This is a genomic window from Aliiroseovarius sp. S2029, assembly GCF_023195575.1.
Taxonomy (GTDB): Bacteria; Pseudomonadota; Alphaproteobacteria; order Rhodobacterales; family Rhodobacteraceae; genus Aliiroseovarius; species Aliiroseovarius zhejiangensis.
The window spans coordinates 327,693-347,265 of the sequence record NZ_JALPQE010000003.1 but is presented as its reverse complement, the minus strand read 5'-3'; the positions used below and the strand labels follow the sequence as shown (position 1 = coordinate 347,265).

The window sequence follows — 19,573 nt, the reverse complement described above, 5'->3', positions numbered from 1 at the left end:
GGTTCATCCTTCCACCCCGCGTTCCGCTTCCCGAAGGTTGATGGACCAGAACAGAAGGAATGCCAACAGGGCAAGCGCGCCGGTCAGGCTCATTTGCACGCCCTCGCCAATGAACCCGGCCACAAGACCCCAAAGAAGCCACAGCGGCGAGGCACAGAGAAGCGCCCAGAACAGGGCAAACCGCGCGCCGAACGCCGTGCCCTTGCCGCCTGCAAGCCGCATCAGCATGTGGCTGAGCGTGCCGATCACATAGAAAGCCAGCGGCATGATGAAGATCCACGCCAGCATGGTGCCCCCCATCAGCATGTTCAGGTCTTCGCCCGTTTCATGCGCGACACGGGCCAGACGGGGCAATTGGGCGGCAAAAACCAGAAGGCACCCCCCCATCAGGACGGCCAGCGCCTTGTCTTCGCGCGTGCCCCGATCAAGCCTGCGCCGAAACACCGCGCGCGGGGCGCGGTAGCTGCGGATCACATCATCAATCACGGACATCGCATCACGCCCTGATCAGCCGCGATGGCGGGCAAGCCACGCATCCAGCCGGTCGTTGATCTCGGCGGCGATGGTGTCGTCCTCGATCTCGTCGATCGCGTCGGCCAGGAAAGCCAACACCAGAAGATCGGTCGCGATATGGGCCGGCACACCGCGCGAGCGCAGGTAGAACAAGGCCTCTTCATCAATCGCGCCTGACGTTGATCCGTGCGAACAGATCACGTCATCGGCATAGATCTCAAGCTCGGGTTTGGCCTGAAAACTGGCGTCTTCGTCCAGCAAAAGCGACTGCGATTTTTGATAACCGTCGGTCTTTTGCGCATCTGGTTTGACAAGGATCTTGCCCTGAAACACGCCTTCTGCGCCGTTTTTCAGCACTTTCTTGAACACCTGGCGGCTTTCACACGCCACCGCGTCATGGGTGACGAACACGGTATCATCGTGGTGAAAGTCACCATCAGCCCCGTCGCCCAAGGCGGCACCCGCCACATGCGCAGTGGCGTCGTCGCCCAGAAATTCTATCACGCATTCGTTGCGGGTCAGGCGGCCATTCACCGTCATGGTGAAGCTCTTGAATACCGAGTCAGCGCCCAGACGGGCGAACATATGGGTTATCGCCTGCCGTTCATGGTCGCGCCCCTGCGCGCGCACGTGGTGAAACTCGGCCCCATCCGCCACGTCGACCTCGCACACGTTCGAGAACCGGGCAGCCGCCGCGCCGTTTTCCAGAAGCGTCAGTTTCGCCCCCTCTTCCAACCGGATCACGTGGTGCAGAACAGCGTCCGAGGTGGCGTCCTCGTGGCGATAGAACAGGCTGACAGGGCGGCTGACCTCGCCGGTGACACGGATCACCACACCATCGGTGGCCATGGCTGTGTTGTATGCGGCCAACGGGCGCGCGACAGGGTTTTGCCCCCGCGCTTCCAGCACACCATAGAGCTCCTTGGCCCAATGGATATCGGCGGCTGCGGCATCCGCCAGACGCTCAATCTCGATCCCTTCGCCGGACAGATCATCCGAGGCGGTGGCGTCGAACACGCCGTCAACGAAGACGATTTTCAGCCGGTCGATCTGGTGAAAGACCGGCGGTTCGCCTTCGTAATCGAAAACCGCAGCAGCGTCGGGCACGGCGGCAATCAGGCTGTCGGGCCGGGTCCATTTCCAGTATTCGTCACGGCGCGTCGGCAGCCCCATCTCGGCAAGGCGCCGGGCAGCGTCGGCGCGGGCATCCTGTGCCCAGGCGCCCGAAACGGGGCGCGCCTCGGCGCTGATCACCGCGGGGGCTTGCTTGGTGGCGGTGTTCATGCCTCGACCTCCATTTCGGCCAGGATGTCGGCGTAGCCGTTGGTTTCAACCTCAAGCGCCAGTTCGGGACCACCCGATTTGACGATGCGGCCATCGGCCATGATGTGCACCACGTCCGGTTTGATGTGATCAAGCAGACGCTGATAGTGGGTGATGACCAGGAACGCGCGGCCCTGATCGCGCAGGGCGTTCACCCCGTCCGACACCAGTTTCATCGCGTCCACGTCCAAACCTGAATCGGTTTCATCCAGGATGCACATCTTCGGTTCCAGCATCGCCATCTGCAGGATCTCGTTGCGCTTCTTCTCGCCACCCGAAAAGCCCACATTGACCGGGCGTTTCAGCATTTCGGCGTCGATATTCAGCTCTTTCGCCTTGGCGCGGATGAATTTCAGGAAATCGGCGGCTGACATCTCGTCCTGCCCGCGCGCCTTACGTTGGGCATTCACGGCGGTGCGCAGGAATGTCATGTTGCCAACGCCGGGAATTTCGACCGGGTATTGGAAGGCCAGGAACAGGCCTGCGGCGGCGCGTTCTTCCGGCTCCATCTCCAGCAGGTCTTCGCCTTCTAGCGTGGCGCTGCCCTCGGTCACTTCATAGCCGTCACGGCCCGACAGGACATAGGACAAGGTCGATTTGCCCGACCCGTTCGGCCCCATGATCGCATGCACCGACCCGGCGGGCACCTCAAGATCAACGCCTTTCAGGATGCGCTTATCTTCTTCTTCAAGTTTGACGTGCAAGTTGTTGATTTTCAGCATTTTCTATCGTCCTTACGAAACAGTGACAGCCGTGCCCGAGGCCGACACCATCAGCATGTTGTTGATCACTTCATAGTCGAGGTCCACGCCCACGACCGCGTTGGCGCCCAAGGACGCCGCATGTTCTTCCATCTCGGCCAGCGCGGTACGCCGCGCCCGGCCCAGTTCTTCTTCATATGCGCCCGAGCGACCGCCCACGATGTCGCGCACCTGTGCAAAGATATCGCGAAAAATGTTAGCGCCCAGAATGGCTTCACCGGTGACGATACCGTGATAGGTGACGATGGGATGGCCCTCGACGGATGGGGTTGTGGTGATGATCATTTCTCCGCTCCTTAACTGCGCAGGTCTCAGCGCCACAGATCCAACAGCTTCATCACACCGCGCGACGTAGCCCATCCCAGAAAGATCCCGACCGGAATCCAGATCATCGGATTCAATTGGTCCATCTTGTGGGTGTTGATGTAAATCACGGCCGCCCCGCCGCCGATGGCCGGCAACACGTAGGGCAACGCGGATTCAACGCTGGCCCAGAATGCCTGACCCTTGTTGTTTTGTTCCATGATCAATCCTCGGCTCACTCGGGGCGCTGATCAGCCCACAGACCCTTCCAGCGAAATCGCCACAAGCTGTTGAGCTTCCATGGCAAATTCCATCGGCAGCGCTTGCAGCACTTCCTTGGCGAAGCCATTGACGATCAGGGCAACGGCCTCTTCTTCGTCCATGCCCCGCTGGCGGCAATAGAACATTTGCTCGTCATCCACCTTCGAGGTCGTCGCCTCATGTTCCACGCGCGAGGAATTGTTCTTCACTTCGATATACGGCACGGTGTGCGCACCGCATTTATCGCCGATCAAAAGGCTGTCGCACTGTGTGTAGTTGCGCGAGTTCTTGGCCTTCGGGTGCATCGACACAAGGCCCCGATAAGTGTTCTGCGCCACGCCTGCCGAAATGCCCTTGGACACGATGCGCGATTTGGTATCGCGCCCAAGATGCACCATCTTGGTGCCGGTATCGGCCTGCTGGTGGTTGTTGGTGATGGCGATGGAATAGAACTCGCCCTGGCTTTCGTTGCCACGGAGCAGGCAGGACGGGTATTTCCACGTCACGGCAGAGCCGGTTTCCACCTGCGTCCACATCACTTTCGACCGGTCGCCCCGGCAATCGGCGCGCTTGGTCACGAAGTTATAGATGCCGCCCTTGCCCTCTTCATCGCCGGGAAACCAGTTCTGAACGGTCGAGTATTTCACCTCGGCGTCTTCTTCGATGATGATCTCGACCACGGCGGCGTGCAGCTGCGCGGTGTCGCGCTGGGGGGCTGTGCAGCCTTCCAGATAGCTGACGTAAGACCCTTTGTCGGCGATGATCAGCGTGCGTTCAAATTGGCCGGTATTTTCCGCGTTGATGCGGAAATAGGTGGACAGCTCCATCGGGCAGCGGGTGTTGGGCGGGATATAGACGAACGACCCGTCCGAGAACACGGCCGAGTTCAGCGTCGCATAATAGTTGTCGCTGACCGGCACGACAGAACCGAGGTATTTCTTCACCAGTTCGGGGTGTTCCTTGATTGCTTCAGAAATGGAACAAAAGATGACACCGGCCCTCTTCAGTTCTGCCTGAAACGTGGTGCCCACGGACACGCTGTCAAACACCGCATCCACCGCGACCTTGCGGCCTTCGGCGGGCACGTCTTCGGCCCCTTCGACCCCGGCCAGGATCATCTGTTCCTTCAGCGGAATACCCAATTTTTCGTATGTCGCCAGCAGCTTGGGATCAACCTCGTCCAAAGACTTCGGCTTCACCTCCATCGACTTGGGCCGGGCATAGTAATACTGATCCTGAAAGTCGATTTCGGGATAGTTCAGCATCGCCCAATCCGGCTCCACCATCTTTTCCCAACGTGCGAAGGCCGCCAGACGCCATTCGGTCATCCATTCGGGTTCTTCGTTCTTCTCGGAAATCAGCCGCACGATATCGGGGTTCAGGCCCTTGGGCGCGTACTCCATCTCGATATCTGTTTCCCAGCCATACTTGTATTGGCCGGCCAGCGATTTTACCGCCTCGACGGTTTCTTCTTCCACGCCTTCCTTGACGTTCAGTTCATCTGCACCGGCCATGTCGTCCTTTCATTCGGGGGAACGGGGGTCATCGACCCCGCGCCCGAAATTTCCTGTATTCTCTGATCCACGCCTCGGCAAAGGCGCGCACCTCATCCTCACTCGTCATGGGGCCAAGCGAGACACGCAACGCGCATCCCGCATGATCCCGGTCAAAGCCCATTGCCACCAGGGCGGCGCTGGATTTTACCTTCCCCGATGAACAAGCCGACCCTGCGGAAACCGCAATACCGGCCAGGTCCATCACCATCACCTGTGTCTCGCCCTTCCAGCCCGGAGTGATGAAGCACGAGGTGTTGGGAAGCCTGTTCGCGTCTTTCCCGACAAAAATAGTCTCTTTTGCTGATTCCGCAATGGTGTTTTCTAGAATCTTTCTAAGTTTTTCAATGGCGGTCCAGGTGCCCGCCTCCAGATCGTATTGCGCCGCTTTGGCTGCGGCGGCAAACCCGGCGATGCCGATCACATTCTCGGTGCCCGACCGGCGGCCCATTTCCTGCCCGCCGCCCTTGATCCGCGCTTCGATATCGGTGCCGCGTTTGACCACCAAAGCGCCGACACCCTTTGGCCCCCCGAGCTTGTGCGCCGAGACGATCGCCATCTGCGCCCCACACCAGTTGAACGCAAAGGGGATCTTCCCAAAAGCCTGTGTCGCGTCGGTCAGGAAAAGCCCCTCTGGCAAGGTCTGGATCACCCCGGTTTCCGAATTCGCGACCTGCAACGCGCTGCGGGCCGGATCGGGAACGGACACGATGCCATCCATATCTGACGACAGGCTTTCATCACACCAACTGCGCACCGCATCATGTTCGATCCCAGCGCAGGCAATGCCGTGACCCTGCAGCGCCAACGCCGCCGCCTCGGTCGCGGAAGAGGTGAAGATGATGTCCGCCCCTTCGGCCCCCAAGGCCGCCGCCAGGTCCTTGCGCGCCCGTTCAATCAGACCTTTCGCCGCCCGTCCCTCGGCGTGAACCGAGGATGGGTTGCCCACCACATCCATCGCCGCGACCATCGCTGCCTTGGCCTCAGGTCGCAGTGGCGTCGTGGCGTTCCAGTCCAGATACACGCGGCTCACCGGCGCACTCCCTCGCATTTTCTTGTTGTAAATATCCTCGCCGAAGGCCTTGAATCGCCGCGCAGCGGCTTATTCCTCATCCACAACCGCAAACAATGTCGGCACAGCAGGGCACGGTGTCAGCTCGTTCTTCACCACGTCCGACAGTCGCGTCTGGTGCAGGAACACATAAACATGCGCCGACAACCCTTCCCACAAGCGGTTGGTCATGGATTGCGCCTTCGAGCCTGAACTGGCCCCCGACGCCCCTGCCCCCTTGTGCATGGCCGATACGGTTTCATCGACCGCTTCCAGAACCTCCGACACGCGAATATCGGACGCAGCCCGTGCCAGTTTATAACCCCCGCCCGGCCCGCGCACGCTGTCGACCAGACCGGCACGGCGCAGCTTGACGAAAAGCTGTTCCAGATAGGGAAGGGAAATATCCTGCCGCTTGGCCAGATCGGTCAGCGACAACAGGCTGTCGTCATCTTGCAACGCCAGATCGGCCAGCGCGACCATAGCATAGCGCCCCTTGGTTGACAGCTTCATCGCGTAACCTCCCGCAAAAACATTGACCTTTTGGACTATCGCCACTAGGTCACTTAGGACTGGTAAAGGCAGGTCCAGCACCCGCCAAATCGCCACCCCTGTATTATGGTGCGGGTCCGTATGCGTCAAGAAAGCTGGCAGTGGCAGCACGACGCAGGAACCGACGAAAAGAAGAGGCCACGACCGAATGCCCGAAGTGATTTTTCCCGGCCCCGAAGGCCGTCTTGAAGGCCGCTATCACGCACAGAAAGAAAAAGACGCCCCCATCGCCATCATTCTTCATCCACACCCGCAATTCGGCGGCACGATGAACAACAAGGTGGTCTATAACCTGCATTATGCGTTCCACAACATGGGGTTCAACGTGCTGCGGTTCAATTTCCGTGGCGTGGGGCGCAGCCAGGGGGAATATGATCAGGGCGTGGGCGAATTGTCCGACGCGGCCTCGGCGCTGGATTACCTGCAATCCATGAACCAGAACGCCAAGCATTGCTGGGTCGCGGGTTTCTCATTCGGGGCATGGATCGGCATGCAGCTTTTGATGCGTCGGCCCGAAATCACCGGTTTCGTGTCGGTCAGCCCGCCTGCCAACATGTATGATTTCAGCTTCCTGGCCCCCTGCCCCAGTTCGGGTCTGATCATAAACGGCACCGCCGACCGTGTGGCCCCACCTGCTGACACCCATGCGCTGGTGAACAAGCTGCACGAACAGAAGGGCATCACCATCACCCACACCGAGATCGAGCGCTCCGGCCATTTCTTCGAAAATGACCATATGGACACGATGATCACCCATGTGGATGAATATGTCCGCCGCCGCCTGACCGAAACGACACGCTGAACGGGGTCACGATGGATCTTCTGGAACAGGTTGCAGACGCGATGGCCAAGGACGTGCTGGAAGCGGTTGAGCTGACGGGAAACGAAGACCTTGTGGACGAGATCAAGAAGACCATCGGATCCTCTTCGACCACGCTTGAAGAAGCGTTTATGACCGCCGTCCGCATCCGCCGCGCCGAGGCGCGCGGGCGGGCGCAGTTGCAGGCGCTGCTCAGGAAATATACCTGAGCTGGATCACGTCGGTTCCCGGTCTTTCCTGCGCGTATCATCCCATTCGCAAGGCTGCCAAAGCTCGACCTTGTTTCCCTCCGGGTCCATGATCCAGGCGAAATCGCCGTTCTCATGACGCTCGGATCCGGCGACGATCTGTACGCCTGCCGCCTTCAGCTGGGCAAGCAGGCCATCCAGATCATCCACCCGGTAGTTGATCATGAAACCGGCCCTGCTGGGGGCAAACCAGGTGCTGTCCCTGTCGGCCGTCGCCCAGACGGTCAGCCCCCCGTCATCGCCTGTGTCGTCCTGCCATTTCAGGATCGCACCACCAAAATCGGACAGTTCGATCCCCAAATGATCCCTGTACCACTTCGCGAGCGTCGCACCATCGCCGGTCGACTTGATGAATACGCCGCCGATGCCGGTTACCTTTGCGATCGTCAATCCTTCCCTTGATGTGGCCGGGACGCTTGAACGTCTGGCCTGTTATGGGGCACACGCTGCGCTGTCAGGGCAGCTTGATTTCGACAACCGACGCTTCGCCGCGCCCTTTGTCACGAGTATAGCGCATCTGAGATCGACGGGCTTCGATTGTTTCACAGTCCAGACCAAGGTCTTCGCCCCGCCACATGGCGGTTCGACAAAAAAACTTCCCGGACCAGTACCAATTGCCCGTCAAAACCTCGCCGTTGATCCGGCCCGACATCCGGCCATCGGAATGGATGGTGAACTCCATCCCGTCACCCACCAGAACCTTGTCGGCGAAGGTGCGAACAAAGGCTTCTTTCGTGGTGATCTGGCGCCAATCGTTGTCATCGTTCGACGTCATTCAGAACGTTCCTTTCAGACGGAGGCGGCCGCATCGCCCCATCTACAGTTGATATATCTCGCCAAACTTGGCTTCCAGATACGCCAGCAATGGCTCGACCGAGACCGGTTTGCCGGTGGCCTGTTCGATCAGCTTTTCCGGCGCATAAAGCGCACCGTGCTGCTGGACCTTGTCGCGCAGCCAGTCGGTCGCGTATGAAACATTGCCTTGCGCCAGTTGGGCATCCAGATCGGGGCAGTCTTGGCGCATGGCGTCGTGCAGGCAGCCTGCATAAACATTGCCAAGGCTATAGGTCGGGAAATAGCCAAACAGACCCTCGGCCCAATGCACGTCCTGCAACACGCCGTGTGAGGCGCGGTCGACCTCGTATCCGAAATCGGCGGCGAAACGTGTGTTCCAGGCCTCTTCCAGATCGGCCACGTCCAACTGGCCGGTGATCAGGCGACGTTCCAGATCAAAGCGCAGCAAGACATGCAGGTTATACTGCACCTCGTCCGCCTCTGTGCGGATGTAACCTTTTTCCAATCGGTTGACCGTGCCATAGAAAGCGTCGGCGTTGCTGGCAGGCGCATAGCCAAAACGCTGCTCCATCCTGTCAAACAGCCACCCCGTGAAGGCGCGCGAACGCCCCAACTGGTTTTCATAAATCCGCGACTGGCTTTCATGAGCCCCCATTGACGCGCCGCGCCCAATCGGCGTCAGCAGATAGGCACGGTCTACATTCTGTTCGTAACAAGCATGGCCGACCTCGTGGATGGTGGAATAGAAGCAGTTGAACGGATCGGCGGGATTGGTGCGCGTGGTGATGCGCACATCAAGGCCCGAGCCGGAACTGAACGGATGCAACGCCTTGTCGATCCGCCCATGGGTCAGGTCATAGCCGAATGTGCGCGCCAGCTTTGCCGCCAGCTTCATCTGCTTCTTGGCCGGATAGGTGCCGATCACTTTCTCGGGCTGGTGGTCAGAGCCGAGGGCGGCATCCCTGAGCTTGACCAGTCGCGGGCGCATCGCGTCGAACATGGTTTGGATGTCCTGCCCCGACGCCCCCGGTTCGTAATCATCCAAGAGCGCATTATAAAGATCGCCCCCGCCCGCAAGGGCGGCAGCCTCTTCCCGGCGCAGGGACACGATTTCCTCCAACGCCAGTTGAAAGGACGCGAAATCGTCAGCCGCCTTTGCCGCCGCCCATGTGCGATGCGCGGCGGAGGTGGCGCGGGCGATCGCCATCGACAACGCGACCGGCACTTTCAGGGCGCGTTGCCGCGCGCGTTCGATTTCGCGGATCTGCGCGGCCCCGACAGGTGATAGTTGGGCCGTGTCAATCGCCTCCAGCCAATCGGCAATGCGCGGGTCGATACGCCGGGCGTGCAGGATGTTTTCCATCGCTGCCATTTCTTCGGCGCGCTGCGGGGCGGCGCCGTCGGGCATCACGGTTTCCTGATCCCAGCCAAGACGTCCCGCGACTTCGGCAAGTGCCTGCGTGTCGCGCTGAAACGCCATCAGATCGTCAAACGCGGTCATATCGCCTTATCCCTTGCTGCGAATGGATTGTTCGGCCGGGTAGCCCGCCAGAAAACGCGCGTTCAGGATCAGAACCCAGGTCAGGATCGCACCCACCTGATGGGTGATCGCCACATGCAGGGGCGAGGCCTGCAAGACCGTCGTGATGCCCAGCACCACCTGCCCCAGCACCATCAGCGCAGCAAGGGTGAACCCCGTCCGCACCATCTGATTGCCGGACTTGCGCGAGACACGCCAAACCACGATGGCATAGATCACCAACAGATAACCGGTGATCCGGTGCATGAACTGCACAAGACCTGCGTTTTCAAAGAAGTTGCGCCAGACCGGGGTCAGGTCGAAGGCATCCGGCGGGAAAAACTGCCCGGCCATCCAAGGCCAGTCGACAAAGCTGCGGCCCGCGTCGATCCCGGCCACCAACGCGCCCAGCAGGATCTGAAGCAGCGCCAGATGCATCAGGCCGGTGCCCATACCAAACAGTTTCGCCTCGCGCCCGCGACGTGCGGCCATCAGGCTGGCCTCTTTCCGGCCCAGCAGCAGTACATACCACGCGATCAGCCCCAGGATGACAAAAGCCAGCCCCAGATGGATCGCCAGCCGATAGGACGCGACATCGACCCGATCCCCCGACAGACCGGACGAGACCATCCACCAGCCAATAGCCCCCTGCACGCCGCCAAGCGCGCCCAGAAGCAACAGGCGTCCGGTCCAGCCATTGGGGATCTTGCGCGCAGCCAGAAAGCCGAAAAAGCCGATGGCCCAAACCAGACCGATGAAGCGGCCCAATTGGCGATGCCCCCATTCCCACCAATAGATATACTTGAAATCGTCCATCTCCATCCCGCGGTTTTGCAGTTTGAACTCGGGGATTTGCTGGTATTTCTCGAACTCTGCCATCCAGGCGGCGTCGTCCATCGGGGGGATTGCGCCGGTGATCGGGGCCCATTCGGTGATAGACAGGCCTGAATCCGTCAGACGCGTCAATCCGCCCACGACCACCATCAGGGTCACCAGCATGAAAAGAACCATCAGCCACAACCGCACGGCCCCACGCGCGGCACCTCCGCCCGAGCCGCGTTCGATCACACCCGCCTTGGGCGCGGTGCGCGCGGTCTTCGTCTGGTCGCCGACTTCTTCAAAAATGCTGCGGGGTTTGGACATTCTGCTCTCCCATAGGCTTTGGCGCGATATTCGTTTACTTGGCGGTGAAAGCCAAGGGGGCAGCGGACAGGAAAATCCGTGAATATGCGCCGGTTTCCGGGGGAAAACGGGTCGTTCTGGTTGCCCCTGCGGTCAGCCCGATGATATAGTCATCGCAACCAGATATAGTGTGACAAACACCAAAACGGCGGACAACGTGACAGACACCCCAGAACCCCCTGAGCAGACAGGCGAATTGCCGCCTGAACGACCCCAGTATGACGGCCCCCAGATCGCCATCGAAGAGGAGATGAAAACCTCCTATCTCGATTACGCGATGAGCGTGATCGTAAGCCGGGCCATTCCTGATCTGCGCGATGGATTGAAACCGGTGCACCGGCGCATCCTTTATGCGATGTACGGGACGGGCAACACGCATGACAAACCCTATCGCAAATCGGCGCGTCCGGTGGGCGATACGATGGGGAAATACCACCCGCATGGGGATTCTGCCATTTATGACGCCCTTGTGCGGATGGCACAGCCCTTTTCGATGTCCCTGCCGCTTCTGGATGGTCAGGGAAACTTCGGCTCGATGGACGGCGATAATGCCGCGGCCATGCGATATACCGAGGTGCGGATGGACAAGCCTGCCGCCTCGCTTCTGGCGGATATCGAAAAAGACACGGTCGATTTTCAGGACAATTACGACGGCAAGGACCTTGAGCCGACCGTCCTGCCCGCCCGCTTCCCGAACATGCTGGTCAATGGCGCGGGCGGCATTGCCGTCGGTATGGCCACCAACATCCCGCCTCACAATCTGGGCGAGGTCGTGGACGCGACGCTTGCGTTGATTGAAAACCCCGATCTGACGTCCGAGGGCTTGATGGAATACGTGCCCGGCCCTGATTTTCCGACCGGCGGCATCATGCTGGGCCGGTCCGGCGCGCGAAAGGCGTATCTGGACGGCCGTGGCAGCGTCATCATGCGCGCCAAGACCCGTGTCGAAGAAATCCGCAAGGATCGCTATGCCATCGTGCTGGACGAGATCCCCTATCAGGTGAACAAGGCCACGATGATCGAGAAGATCGCCGAACTTGTGCGTGACAAGCGGATTGAAGGCATCTCGGCGGTGCAGGATGAAAGCGACCGGATCGGTGTGCGCGTGGTGATCGAGTTGAAACGCGACGCCACGCCCGAGGTCGTGTTGAACCAGCTGTTCCGCTTTACACCGATGCAAACCTCGTTCGGCTGCAACATGCTAGCCCTGAACGGGGGGCGGCCTGAACAATTGACTCTGCGTGATTTCCTGAGCCATTTCATCACCTTCCGCGAAGAAGTTGTGACGCGCCGCACGGCGTTCGAACTGCGCAAGGCACGGGAACGCAGCCATGTGCTGTGTGGTCTGGCCGTGGCGGTGACAAATGTCGATGAGGTGGTCGCCACCATCCGTGCGTCGCACGATCCCGCCGACGCCCGCACCAGGCTGATGGAACGGCGCTGGCCCGCGCAGGACATCGCCGAGTATATTCAGCTCATCGACGATCCAACACACAAGATGAACGAGGACGGCACCTATAACCTGTCCGAAACGCAGGCTCGTGCGATCCTTGAACTGCGCCTGCAACGTCTGACCGCCATGGGCGTGAAAGAGGTCACGGACGAACTTCAGGACCTCGCCGCAAAGATCAGGGATTACTTGGATATCTTGCGCTCGCGTGAACGGATCATGGCGATCATCTCGGATGAGCTCAACGAGGTGAAAGAGGCCTTCGCCGTCCCCCGCCGCACCCAGATCGTCGACTGGTCGGGTGATATGGACGACGAAGACCTGATCGAACGCGAAGACATGGTCGTGACCATCACCGCGTCAGGCTGGGCCAAGCGCACGCCGCTGGCCGATTTCCGCGCGCAGAAGCGCGGTGGCAAAGGCCTATCGGGGATGCAGACCAAGGACGAGGATGCAATCACCACCTTGTTCGTGGCCAACACCCATACTCAGCTTCTGTTTTTCACTGATGACGGGATGGCCTATAAGCTGAAAACCTGGCAATTGCCGCAGGGCGGGCGCACCGCCAAGGGCAAGCCTTTGGTGAACATTCTGCCGATCCCAACCGGCGTGTCGATTGCGGCCATCATGCCCGTCGATCGCGACGAGAATGAATGGGACGACCTGCAAATCATCTTTGCAACGTCCAAGGGTTCGGTTCGCCGCAACCGTCTGTCGGATTTCACCAATGTGATGCGCAACGGCAAGATCGCGATGAAATTCGAAGGTGACGACGAAGGCACGCGCCTGATCAACGCGCGGATTTGTGATGAAAATGATGATGTTATGCTTGTAACGTCATCTGGTCGTGCGATCCGCTTCCCGGTGACGGATGTACGCGTGTTCAACTCGCGGTCGTCCACCGGGGTTCGGGGCATCAAACTGGTGAATGACGGGGACGAGGTCGTCTCTGCCTCGGTGATCCGCCATTTCGATGCCGAACCGTGGGAACGCACCGCCTTCCTGAAACGCTATCGCGCGGAACTGGGCAGCGACCCAAGCGACGACGACGTGACCGAGCCCGAGAACGGCGAGTTGGCCGAGGGCGTGCTGTCCGACGAGCGGTATCAGGAAATGCTTGCGGCAAAAGAGATGATCGTCACCATCACCACAGGCGGCGTGGGCAAGCTGACTTCGTCACACGATTATCCGGTGCGCGGGCGCGGCGGGCAAGGCGTGACCGCTATGGAAAAATCCATGCGTGGTGGCCCCATCGTGGCATCTTTCCCGGTCGATCTGGAGGATCAGATCATGCTGGCAACCTCCAAGGGGCAGTCCATCCGCTGCCCGGTCAACGGCATCAGCTTCCGGTCGCGCAGCGCAGGTGGCGTCAAGGTGTTCAGCACCGGCAAGGGTGAAGAGGTCGTATCGGTCGCCCGCATCATCGAGCAATCCGAAGAAGAAGAGGTCGCGGACGGCGACAACTGATCCCCGACACCAGACGGCCCCCTTTTCCCATATCGTCCTGCGGAAAAGGGGGCCTTCCCTTTTGCACGGCGATCTCATATCTGCACCCCATGACAGACAAGACATTACACATCGTGGGCGGCGGCATGGCCGGGTCCGAGGCCGCATGGCAAGCCGCGCATATGGGCGTGGATGTGGTGCTGCATGAAATGCGCCCAAAGGTCGGAACCTTTGCCCACCAGACCGGCGATTTTGCTGAAATGGTGTGCTCGAATTCGTTTCGGTCTGATGATGATGAACAGAACGCTGTGGGCCTTCTGCATTGGGAAATGCGTCAGGCGGGCGGGCTGATCATGTCCAGCGCCGACCACAACCGCCTGCCCGCGGGCGGCGCGCTTGCCGTGGATCGCGAAGCCTTTGCGCAATATGTCACGGAAAAACTGCGTGCACTGCCGAATATCCGGGTCGAGTATGGCGAAATATGCGATCTGCCCAACGACGGGCATTGGATTTTTGCCACTGGCCCCCTGACTTCGCCCTCCCTGGGGAACGCCATCGCGAATGAGACCGGCACCGACCGTCTGGCTTTCTTCGATGCCATCGCCCCCATCGTCTATGCCGACAGCATCGACATGGATGTGGTCTGGGCACAGTCCCGCTATGACAAGGGCGACACCGAGGACGAACGCCGCGCCTATCTGAACTGCCCGATGACCAAGGCCCAATACGAGGCTTTCATCGACGCGCTGCTCGCCGCCGACAAGACCGAGTTTCACGAAGGCGAAACCGCCACCTATTTCGACGGCTGCCTGCCGATCGAGGTGATGGCCGAGCGCGGGCGTGACACGCTGCGGTTCGGCCCGATGAAACCCGTGGGCCTGACCAATGCTCATAAGCCTGATGACAAACCCTATGCGGTGGTTCAACTTCGCCGAGATAACGCATTGGGAACGCTTTATAATATCGTCGGCTTCCAGACCAAGATGAAATACGGCGCGCAAACGGACGTGTTCCGGATGATCCCCGGCCTGGAAAACGCCTCTTTCGCGCGGCTGGGCGGTATTCATCGCAACACCTTTATGAACTCACCGACGCTGCTGGACAGTCAAATGCGCCTGAAATCCCGCCCGAACCTCAGGTTCGCAGGCCAAGTGACGGGGGTGGAAGGCTATGTGGAAAGTGCTGCAATGGGGCTTCTGGCGGGTCGCCTCGCGGCCGCTGAACTGCTGGGGCTGGACCTGCCCGATGTGCCGCAGGACACCGCCATGGGCGCGCTGATCCATCACATCACGGGCGGGGCCGAGGCCAAATCTTTCCAGCCGATGAATGTCAATTTCGGTCTGTTTCGCCCGGTTGACGGGCTGAAGGGCGGACGACGCGGGCGCAAGGACCGTTACAAGGCCTATACCGATCGGGCCAAGGCCGCCTGGATCGACTGGCTTGAGCAATCAACATAAAGAACGGCGCGTATATGACGGATTTCATAACGCGTTTTGCCCCCAGCCCCACCGGGCCCCTGCATCTGGGTCACGCATACTCCGCAATACTCGCCCATGATTTGGCCCGCGCGGCGAACGGCCAGTTTCTCTTGCGGATCGAGGACACCGACCTGCCCCGCAGCAAACCCGAATGGGATGCGCTGATCCGCACAGACTTGACCTGGCTCGGCGTTGATTGGGACGGACCGGTCCTGCGACAGTCGACGCAACTGACCTCCTACGACACATATCTAGCCCAACTCGCGGCACGCGATCTGCTCTACCCCTGCTCCTGCAGCCGCGCCGACATACGCGCCGCCCTCACTGCCCCGCAGGAAGGTCACCCGCACGAGGTCTATCCCGGCACCTGCAAATCGCGCCCCATGTCGAACCGCAAACCTGGCGACGCTCTGCGCCTGCACCTCGACCGCGCGCTTGCCCTGCTGACCGATGACCTCCCCCGGTTCGTGGAAACCGGCGAGGCTCACAAAGGCACTCACCAGATCGACACCAGTCAAGCCCACACGCAGATCGGCGACGTGGTCCTGTCGCGCAAGGGCGAAGATATCGTGGCCTATTTCCTCGCCTCCGCCATCGACGACGCGAGACAAGACATCACCCACGTGATTCGTGGCGAGGACCTGTTCGATTTCACCGCGATCCAAGTGATCCTGCTCACGCTTTTGAACCTGCCCGTGCCGACCTATCATCACCACCGTTTGATCCGCGACGACCAGGGCAAACGCCTCGCCAAACGCGACGATGCGCGCGCCATCGCGACCTATCGTGCAGAAGGCAAAACACCCGCCGACATCCGCGCAATGGTCGACCTCTGACCGCCCCCGGTTTCTTCTGGCCAAAAATATCCTGCGGGGGTCCGGGGGTGCAAAACCCCCGGCGCAGCCTCAGAGCATGGGCGTCATGATCTCGACCTCTTCCCCACCCCGGACCGCCGTAAAAAAGCAACTCCGCCGGTTGGTGTGGCAGGCCGGTCCCGTCTGGTGTACCGTCACCAGCAGACAATCCCGGTCACAATCGACACGGAAATCGACCAGCTCCTGCACGTGCCCCGATGTCTCACCCTTCACCCAGAATGCCTGCCGTGATCGCGACCAATAGGTAACGCGCCGGGTCTCCAGCGTGCGCGTCACGGCCTCTTCATTCATCCAGGCCATCATCAGAACGTCACCTGTCGCAGCATCCTGCGCAATCGCCGGGATCAACCCGTTGCCGTCATAGCGCAGACTGCCTGTCTCGAATTTCATGGACTATCCTTTCCAATTGCCTGTCAGCACCCTATGTAGACCGGGAAACCGCGACGGAAAAGGCAGGACAGATGGCCGACAGCGACCTGATCAAGCTCTATTCAAAACAGATCCTCGCCCTTGCCGCGGCGATCCCGCATCTGGGCAGCCTTGAGGCGCCGGATGGCGAAGCAAAGGCCCGTTCGCCCTTGTGCGGATCAACTGTCACAGTCGGCATCACGCTTGACGCCGGAACGATCACGGATTTCGCGCAGAATGTGAAAGCCTGCGCCCTGGGCCAGGCGTCGGCTGCGATCCTTGGCGGCGTAGTGATTGGACTGGACCGGGCCGTGTTGCAACAGGGGCGCGATGCGCTGCACGCGATGCTGAGCCAGAACGGCCCGGTCCCCGCTGCGCCGTTCGAGGGTTTTGAGGTCCTGCAACCCGCGCGTGAATTCAAGAACCGCCATGCCTCGATCCTGCTTCCGTTCGACGCCACGCTGAATGCAATCGACGCAGCAATGGCGGCGGCCTGAAAAAAACCGCCGCGCTCCTGGCAGGGAGGCGGCGGCAGTTGCGGCTCGGGATAAACCGTTTCGGTGCAGGAATGAGGCAAAACACCGGAACGTGGGACAGGCGACGGGCAGTGAACCGTCTGGACGCATCGCATTTGGGACATGATGCAGTGTCCGGACCCTGAGCTGGCAGAAACTGGGTTTGGGGTCAGATCACCCCTGGCAGGTGCAGCGCACCGAACAGAAGAACCAACAAGGACATCCCCCCGATTGCGTCTTGCCAGATTGTGGCGGACGAACGGGACATGACGGCTTTCACATCGTGCAACATGGGGTGTCTCCTGCTCTCGATCTCGATGGCATTTCGGGGCTGCCATCCGCTTTGTTGCTACTTTGTTCGCATATTCTTAACGGTTCTGTAAAGAACTTTTTAAGAACATTTGTGAACTTTTGAGAACAAATGGCTTAACCCACTGAAATCAAACGGATCGCTTCGTCCTGTCGCATCAGCCATAAAAGCACCCGCGCCGCGTGACCCCGTGGCGTGGTCAGATCCGGGTCTTGTTGCAGCAATAGCCGCGCGTCTTTCTGTGCCACAGCCATCAGTCCCGCCTGATGTTCCAGATCACCGACCCAGAAGCGCGGCAGGCCGGATTGCGCCGTGCCCAGCACATCGCCCGCCCCGCGCATTTCAAGATCAGCTTCAGAAATCACGAACCCGTCTTCCGTGTCGCGCATCACCGCCAACCGTTTCTCGCCGCCTTCGGTCAGGGGCGGCTGATACATCAGCAGACAGGTCGAGGCCGCCTGCCCCCGCCCCACGCGCCCGCGCAGTTGGTGCAGTTGGGCCAGCCCGAAATGTTCCGCCCGTTCGATCACCATGATCGAGGCATTGGGCACGTCCACGCCCACCTCGATCACCGTGGTCGCGACCAGCAGCTTGGTGCGCCCGGCGACGAAATCCGCCATCGCGGAGTCTTTTTCCACGGGCGGCATCTGGCCGTGAACCATGCCGACAACCCCTTCACCCAAGGCGGCGCGCAGGTGTTTGAATCGTTCCTCAGCGGCGGTCAGGTCCATGACCTCGCTTTCATCGACCAGCGGGCAGACCCAATAGGCCTGCGCGCCTTCGGCCATCGCGCGGCGCAGGCGTTCGACGACCTCGTCGATCCGGCCCGATGACACCAGAACCGTCTTGATCGGCTTTCGCCCCGGCGGTTTCTCATCCAAGACCGAGACATCCATATCCCCATATTGCGCCAGCGCCAGGCTGCGCGGGATGGGCGTCGCGGTCATCACCAGCACATCCGCCGCTTGCCCCTTCGCGCCCAGCTCCATCCGCTGCGCGACGCCAAAGCGGTGCTGTTCATCGACGATGGCGAGCCGAAGATCGTGGAACTCCACGCCTTTCTGGAACACCGCATGGGTGCCGACCAGAATGTGAATGTCGCCACGCGCCAATGCCTCCAGTTTCGCGCGCCGCTCGGCGCCCTTGTCACGCCCGGTCAGGATCTCGACCACCACGCCCGCGGCATCCGCCAAGGGGCGCAGCCCCTCCAAATGCTGACGGGCCAGAATTTCGGTGGGGGCCATCATGACGCCCTGCCCGCCCGCCTCGACCGCGATCAGAAGCGACAGCAGCGCGACCAGCGTCTTGCCCGACCCCACATCGCCCTGCAACAGCCGGTTCATCCGCTTGCCCGAGGCCAGATCGGTGCTAATTTCTTCGACCGCGCGGGTCTGGGCGCCGGTCGGTTTGTAGGGCAGTGCGGCCAGCACCTTGGCCTGCAAATCGCCCGTGCCGACGCTGACCCGCCCCTTACCCCGCCTGACCTTGGCGCGGGCCAGTGCCAGCGTCAGCTGGTGGGCAAAAAACTCATCATAGGCCAGCCGCCGGCGCGCGGGCGATTGGGGCGACAGGTCATCGACGCCCTCGGGCGCGTGAGCCGCCCTGAGCGCCTCATGCCAATCGGGCCAATGTTCGCGCGCTTTCAGTTCGGGGTCGATCCATTCCTTGAGGATGGGCAGCCGGGTCAGCACCTCGCCCACGCCCTTGGCGATGACGCGCCCGGTGACCCCGGCGGTCAAGCGATAGACGGGTTCGAAATCAGGGATGCTGGCGGCCTCGGCCGGGGTCACGATATAGTCGGGATGAACGATTTGCAGCTTGCCGTCGAAGCTTTCCACCTTGCCCGACACAACGCGCGCCGCCCCTTCGGGCAGTTGCTTTTGCAGCCAGGGGCCATTGGCGTGAAAGAACACCAGTTCGAACGTGGTCAGGGGGTCACGAACCTCGACCCGGTAGGGTGCTGTGCGGGTGCGGCCCGGTTTGTGTTGCCCCACCTCGATTTCCACGGTGGCCATGTCGCCCGGCCGCACCTCGGTGATCGAGGCGCGGAATTTGCGGTCGATGCCTGCGTGCGGCAACCAGAACAGCAGGTCACGCGGCCGTTCAATCCCCAATGTTCCCAACGCCTTGGCGGTCTTGTCCCCAATCCCCCCAAGGGTTTCCAGATCGGCAAACAGGGGAAACAGAATCTCGGGGCGGGTTGCCATGGT

Annotated in this window: 21 protein-coding genes; 6 read left to right on the top strand and 15 right to left on the bottom strand. The window is 60.7% G+C overall.

What is annotated here, in order from left to right:
• Positions 1 to 3 precede the first annotated feature (3 nt).
• From MUY21_RS08535 to MUY21_RS08500, 8 genes are all read right to left on the bottom strand, one after another.
• Entirely contained in the window at positions 4 to 492 is a 489-nt protein-coding gene (locus MUY21_RS08535; RefSeq protein ID WP_248409901.1) for a YIP1 family protein, read from the bottom strand.
• A gap of 15 nt (positions 493 to 507) precedes the next feature.
• Positions 508 to 1,797: a Fe-S cluster assembly protein SufD gene (gene sufD, locus MUY21_RS08530; RefSeq protein ID WP_248409900.1), complete on the bottom strand. Its 1,290-nt coding sequence runs from the start codon at positions 1,795 to 1,797 to the stop codon at positions 508 to 510.
• Positions 1,794 to 2,558, bottom strand: a complete 765-nt coding sequence (gene sufC / locus MUY21_RS08525) for a Fe-S cluster assembly ATPase SufC (RefSeq protein ID WP_248409899.1) — start codon at positions 2,556 to 2,558, stop codon at positions 1,794 to 1,796. The genes sufD and sufC overlap by 4 nt, the downstream gene beginning before the upstream one ends.
• Positions 2,559 to 2,570: 12 nt before the next feature.
• Positions 2,571 to 2,882, bottom strand: coding sequence for a heavy metal-binding domain-containing protein (locus MUY21_RS08520; RefSeq protein ID WP_248409898.1), 312 nt, complete (start codon positions 2,880 to 2,882; stop codon positions 2,571 to 2,573).
• A gap of 26 nt (positions 2,883 to 2,908) precedes the next feature.
• On the bottom strand, positions 2,909 to 3,121 hold the full coding sequence (locus MUY21_RS08515) for a hypothetical protein (RefSeq protein WP_248409897.1): 213 nt from the start codon (positions 3,119 to 3,121) through the stop codon (positions 2,909 to 2,911).
• A gap of 30 nt (positions 3,122 to 3,151) precedes the next feature.
• Positions 3,152 to 4,675: a Fe-S cluster assembly protein SufB gene (sufB, locus tag MUY21_RS08510; RefSeq protein ID WP_248409896.1), complete on the bottom strand. Its 1,524-nt coding sequence runs from the start codon at positions 4,673 to 4,675 to the stop codon at positions 3,152 to 3,154.
• A 28-nt stretch (positions 4,676 to 4,703) separates the two neighbouring features.
• The gene (locus MUY21_RS08505; protein ID WP_248409895.1) at positions 4,704 to 5,747 is read right to left on the bottom strand and encodes a cysteine desulfurase family protein; all 1,044 of its coding nucleotides are present in this window, start codon (positions 5,745 to 5,747) and stop codon (positions 4,704 to 4,706) included.
• 69 nt (positions 5,748 to 5,816) lie between these two features.
• Entirely contained in the window at positions 5,817 to 6,278 is a 462-nt protein-coding gene (locus tag MUY21_RS08500; RefSeq protein ID WP_248409893.1) for an Rrf2 family transcriptional regulator, read from the bottom strand.
• A 187-nt stretch (positions 6,279 to 6,465) separates the two neighbouring features.
• Between MUY21_RS08500 and MUY21_RS08495 the strand changes: the two genes are divergently transcribed.
• Positions 6,466 to 7,119: an alpha/beta hydrolase gene (locus MUY21_RS08495; RefSeq protein WP_248409892.1), complete on the top strand. Its 654-nt coding sequence runs from the start codon at positions 6,466 to 6,468 to the stop codon at positions 7,117 to 7,119.
• Positions 7,120 to 7,130: 11 nt separating this feature from the next.
• Entirely contained in the window at positions 7,131 to 7,346 is a 216-nt protein-coding gene (locus tag MUY21_RS08490; RefSeq protein ID WP_248409890.1) for a hypothetical protein, read from the top strand.
• Between the two features lie 6 nt (positions 7,347 to 7,352).
• Here the strand turns inward: MUY21_RS08490 and MUY21_RS08485 are convergent, their stop codons facing one another.
• The 4 genes from MUY21_RS08485 to ctaA all read right to left on the bottom strand — a co-directional run bounded on the left by MUY21_RS08485 (position 7,353) and on the right by ctaA (position 10,842).
• Entirely contained in the window at positions 7,353 to 7,775 is a 423-nt protein-coding gene (locus MUY21_RS08485; protein ID WP_248409888.1) for a VOC family protein, read from the bottom strand.
• Between the two features lie 64 nt (positions 7,776 to 7,839).
• The gene (locus tag MUY21_RS08480) at positions 7,840 to 8,160 is read right to left on the bottom strand and encodes a hypothetical protein (RefSeq protein WP_248409887.1); all 321 of its coding nucleotides are present in this window, start codon (positions 8,158 to 8,160) and stop codon (positions 7,840 to 7,842) included.
• 42 nt (positions 8,161 to 8,202) lie between these two features.
• A complete protein-coding gene (locus MUY21_RS08475) occupies positions 8,203 to 9,681 on the bottom strand; it encodes a carboxypeptidase M32 (RefSeq protein WP_248409886.1) in 1,479 nt (492 codons plus the stop codon).
• A 6-nt stretch (positions 9,682 to 9,687) separates the two neighbouring features.
• Positions 9,688 to 10,842 (bottom strand): heme A synthase, encoded by a 1,155-nt coding sequence (ctaA, locus tag MUY21_RS08470; RefSeq protein WP_248409885.1) that lies wholly within the window; start codon positions 10,840 to 10,842, stop codon positions 9,688 to 9,690.
• Between the two features lie 196 nt (positions 10,843 to 11,038).
• On the opposite strand from ctaA, the gene gyrA reads away from it, so the two are divergent.
• From gyrA to gluQRS, 3 genes are all read left to right on the top strand, one after another.
• Positions 11,039 to 13,798, top strand: a complete 2,760-nt coding sequence (gene gyrA, locus MUY21_RS08465; RefSeq protein WP_248409884.1) for a DNA gyrase subunit A — start codon at positions 11,039 to 11,041, stop codon at positions 13,796 to 13,798.
• Between the two features lie 89 nt (positions 13,799 to 13,887).
• Positions 13,888 to 15,234: a methylenetetrahydrofolate--tRNA-(uracil(54)-C(5))-methyltransferase (FADH(2)-oxidizing) TrmFO gene (trmFO, locus tag MUY21_RS08460; protein WP_248409883.1), complete on the top strand. Its 1,347-nt coding sequence runs from the start codon at positions 13,888 to 13,890 to the stop codon at positions 15,232 to 15,234.
• Positions 15,235 to 15,248: 14 nt separating this feature from the next.
• The gene (gluQRS, locus tag MUY21_RS08455) at positions 15,249 to 16,091 is read left to right on the top strand and encodes a tRNA glutamyl-Q(34) synthetase GluQRS (protein WP_248409882.1); all 843 of its coding nucleotides are present in this window, start codon (positions 15,249 to 15,251) and stop codon (positions 16,089 to 16,091) included.
• Between the two features lie 69 nt (positions 16,092 to 16,160).
• On the opposite strand, the gene hisI is transcribed toward gluQRS, so the two are convergent.
• On the bottom strand, positions 16,161 to 16,520 hold the full coding sequence (hisI, locus tag MUY21_RS08450) for a phosphoribosyl-AMP cyclohydrolase (RefSeq protein ID WP_248409881.1): 360 nt from the start codon (positions 16,518 to 16,520) through the stop codon (positions 16,161 to 16,163).
• Between the two features lie 71 nt (positions 16,521 to 16,591).
• On the opposite strand from hisI, the gene MUY21_RS08445 reads away from it, so the two are divergent.
• Positions 16,592 to 17,035 carry an iron-sulfur cluster assembly scaffold protein gene (locus tag MUY21_RS08445; protein ID WP_248409880.1) on the top strand — a complete coding sequence of 148 codons (444 nt, stop codon included), beginning with the start codon at positions 16,592 to 16,594 and terminating at the stop codon, positions 17,033 to 17,035.
• Positions 17,036 to 17,222: 187 nt separating this feature from the next.
• On the opposite strand, the gene MUY21_RS16080 is transcribed toward MUY21_RS08445, so the two are convergent.
• Both MUY21_RS16080 and recG read right to left on the bottom strand, forming a co-directional pair.
• Positions 17,223 to 17,345, bottom strand: a complete 123-nt coding sequence (locus MUY21_RS16080; protein ID WP_268246012.1) for a hypothetical protein — start codon at positions 17,343 to 17,345, stop codon at positions 17,223 to 17,225.
• 134 nt (positions 17,346 to 17,479) lie between these two features.
• Complete coding sequence (recG, locus tag MUY21_RS08440; RefSeq protein WP_248409879.1) at positions 17,480 to 19,570, bottom strand: ATP-dependent DNA helicase RecG; 2,091 nt, start codon at positions 19,568 to 19,570, stop codon at positions 17,480 to 17,482.
• Between the last annotated feature and the right edge of the window lie 3 nt (positions 19,571 to 19,573).

Bases quoted from the DNA above. Each gene is read 5' to 3' on its own strand.
- trmFO (WP_248409883.1), top strand. From the start codon at position 13,888: ATGACAGACAAGACATTACACATCGTGGGCGGCGGCATGGCCGGGTCC.
- gluQRS (WP_248409882.1), top strand. From the start codon at position 15,249: ATGACGGATTTCATAACGCGTTTTGCCCCCAGCCCCACCGGGCCCCTG.
- MUY21_RS08445 (WP_248409880.1), top strand. From the start codon at position 16,592: ATGGCCGACAGCGACCTGATCAAGCTCTATTCAAAACAGATCCTCGCC.
- MUY21_RS08495 (WP_248409892.1), top strand. From the start codon at position 6,466: ATGCCCGAAGTGATTTTTCCCGGCCCCGAAGGCCGTCTTGAAGGCCGC.
- MUY21_RS08480 (WP_248409887.1), bottom strand. From the start codon at position 8,160: ATGACGTCGAACGATGACAACGATTGGCGCCAGATCACCACGAAAGAA.
- MUY21_RS08515 (WP_248409897.1), bottom strand. From the start codon at position 3,121: ATGGAACAAAACAACAAGGGTCAGGCATTCTGGGCCAGCGTTGAATCC.
- MUY21_RS08475 (WP_248409886.1), bottom strand. From the start codon at position 9,681: ATGACCGCGTTTGACGATCTGATGGCGTTTCAGCGCGACACGCAGGCA.
- MUY21_RS08490 (WP_248409890.1), top strand. From the start codon at position 7,131: ATGGATCTTCTGGAACAGGTTGCAGACGCGATGGCCAAGGACGTGCTG.
- MUY21_RS08535 (WP_248409901.1), bottom strand. From the start codon at position 492: ATGTCCGTGATTGATGATGTGATCCGCAGCTACCGCGCCCCGCGCGCG.
- MUY21_RS08500 (WP_248409893.1), bottom strand. From the start codon at position 6,278: ATGAAGCTGTCAACCAAGGGGCGCTATGCTATGGTCGCGCTGGCCGAT.
- sufD (WP_248409900.1), bottom strand. From the start codon at position 1,797: ATGAACACCGCCACCAAGCAAGCCCCCGCGGTGATCAGCGCCGAGGCG.
- hisI (WP_248409881.1), bottom strand. From the start codon at position 16,520: ATGAAATTCGAGACAGGCAGTCTGCGCTATGACGGCAACGGGTTGATC.
- MUY21_RS08520 (WP_248409898.1), bottom strand. From the start codon at position 2,882: ATGATCATCACCACAACCCCATCCGTCGAGGGCCATCCCATCGTCACC.
- MUY21_RS16080 (WP_268246012.1), bottom strand. From the start codon at position 17,345: ATGTTGCACGATGTGAAAGCCGTCATGTCCCGTTCGTCCGCCACAATC.
- sufC (WP_248409899.1), bottom strand. From the start codon at position 2,558: ATGCTGAAAATCAACAACTTGCACGTCAAACTTGAAGAAGAAGATAAG.
- sufB (WP_248409896.1), bottom strand. From the start codon at position 4,675: ATGGCCGGTGCAGATGAACTGAACGTCAAGGAAGGCGTGGAAGAAGAA.
- ctaA (WP_248409885.1), bottom strand. From the start codon at position 10,842: ATGTCCAAACCCCGCAGCATTTTTGAAGAAGTCGGCGACCAGACGAAG.
- recG (WP_248409879.1), bottom strand. From the start codon at position 19,570: ATGGCAACCCGCCCCGAGATTCTGTTTCCCCTGTTTGCCGATCTGGAA.